Source organism: Ectobacillus soli, assembly GCF_042610425.1.
In the GTDB taxonomy this organism is placed as follows: Bacteria; Bacillota; Bacilli; order Bacillales; family Bacillaceae_G; genus Ectobacillus.
This window is the reverse complement of sequence record NZ_JBGJZM010000014.1, coordinates 1-731: the sequence shown is the minus strand read 5'-3', so window position 1 is coordinate 731 and position 731 is coordinate 1. Positions and strand designations below refer to the sequence as shown.

At 50.8% G+C, this 731-nt stretch carries 1 rRNA gene; it reads right to left on the bottom strand.

What is annotated here, in order from left to right:
* A 23S ribosomal RNA gene (locus ACAN53_RS18075) occupies nucleotides 1-731 on the bottom strand; the annotation flags it as partial.

The following is a 731-nucleotide window of genomic DNA, read 5'->3' as shown; positions in this document are numbered from 1 at the left end:
TAGGTATCAATCCGCAGCTTCGGTAATACGTTTAGCCCCGGTACATTTTCGGCGCAGAGTCACTCGACTAGTGAGCTATTACGCACTCTTTAAATGGTGGCTGCTTCTGAGCCAACATCCTAGTTGTCTGGGCAACTCCACATCCTTTTCCACTTAACGTATATTTGGGGACCTTAGCTGGCGGTCTGGGCTGTTTCCCTTTTGACCACGGATCTTATCACTCGTAGTCTGACTCCCAAGGATAAGTCATTGGCATTCGGAGTTTGACTGAATTTGGTAGTCCGGTAAGGACCCCGCGTTCAATCAGTGCTCTACCTCCAAGACTCTCACACTTGAGGCTAGCCCTAAAGCTATTTCGGGGAGAACCAGCTATTTCCAAGTTCGATTGGAATTTCTCCGCTACCCACACCTCATCCCCGCACTTTTCAACGTGCGTGGGTTCGGGCCTCCATTCAGTGTTACCTGAACTTCACCCTGGACATGGGTAGATCACTTGGTTTCGGGTCTACGACCGCGTACTCAAAACGCCCTATTCAGACTCGCTTTCGCTACGGCTCCGTCTCTTCGACTTAACCTTGCACGAGATCGTAACTCGCCGGTTCATTCTACAAAAGGCACGCCATCACCCGTAAATGGGCTCTGACTACTTGTAGGCACACGGTTTCAGGATCTCTTTCACTCCCCTTCCGGGGTGCTTTTCACCTTTCCCTCACGGTACTGGTTCACTATCG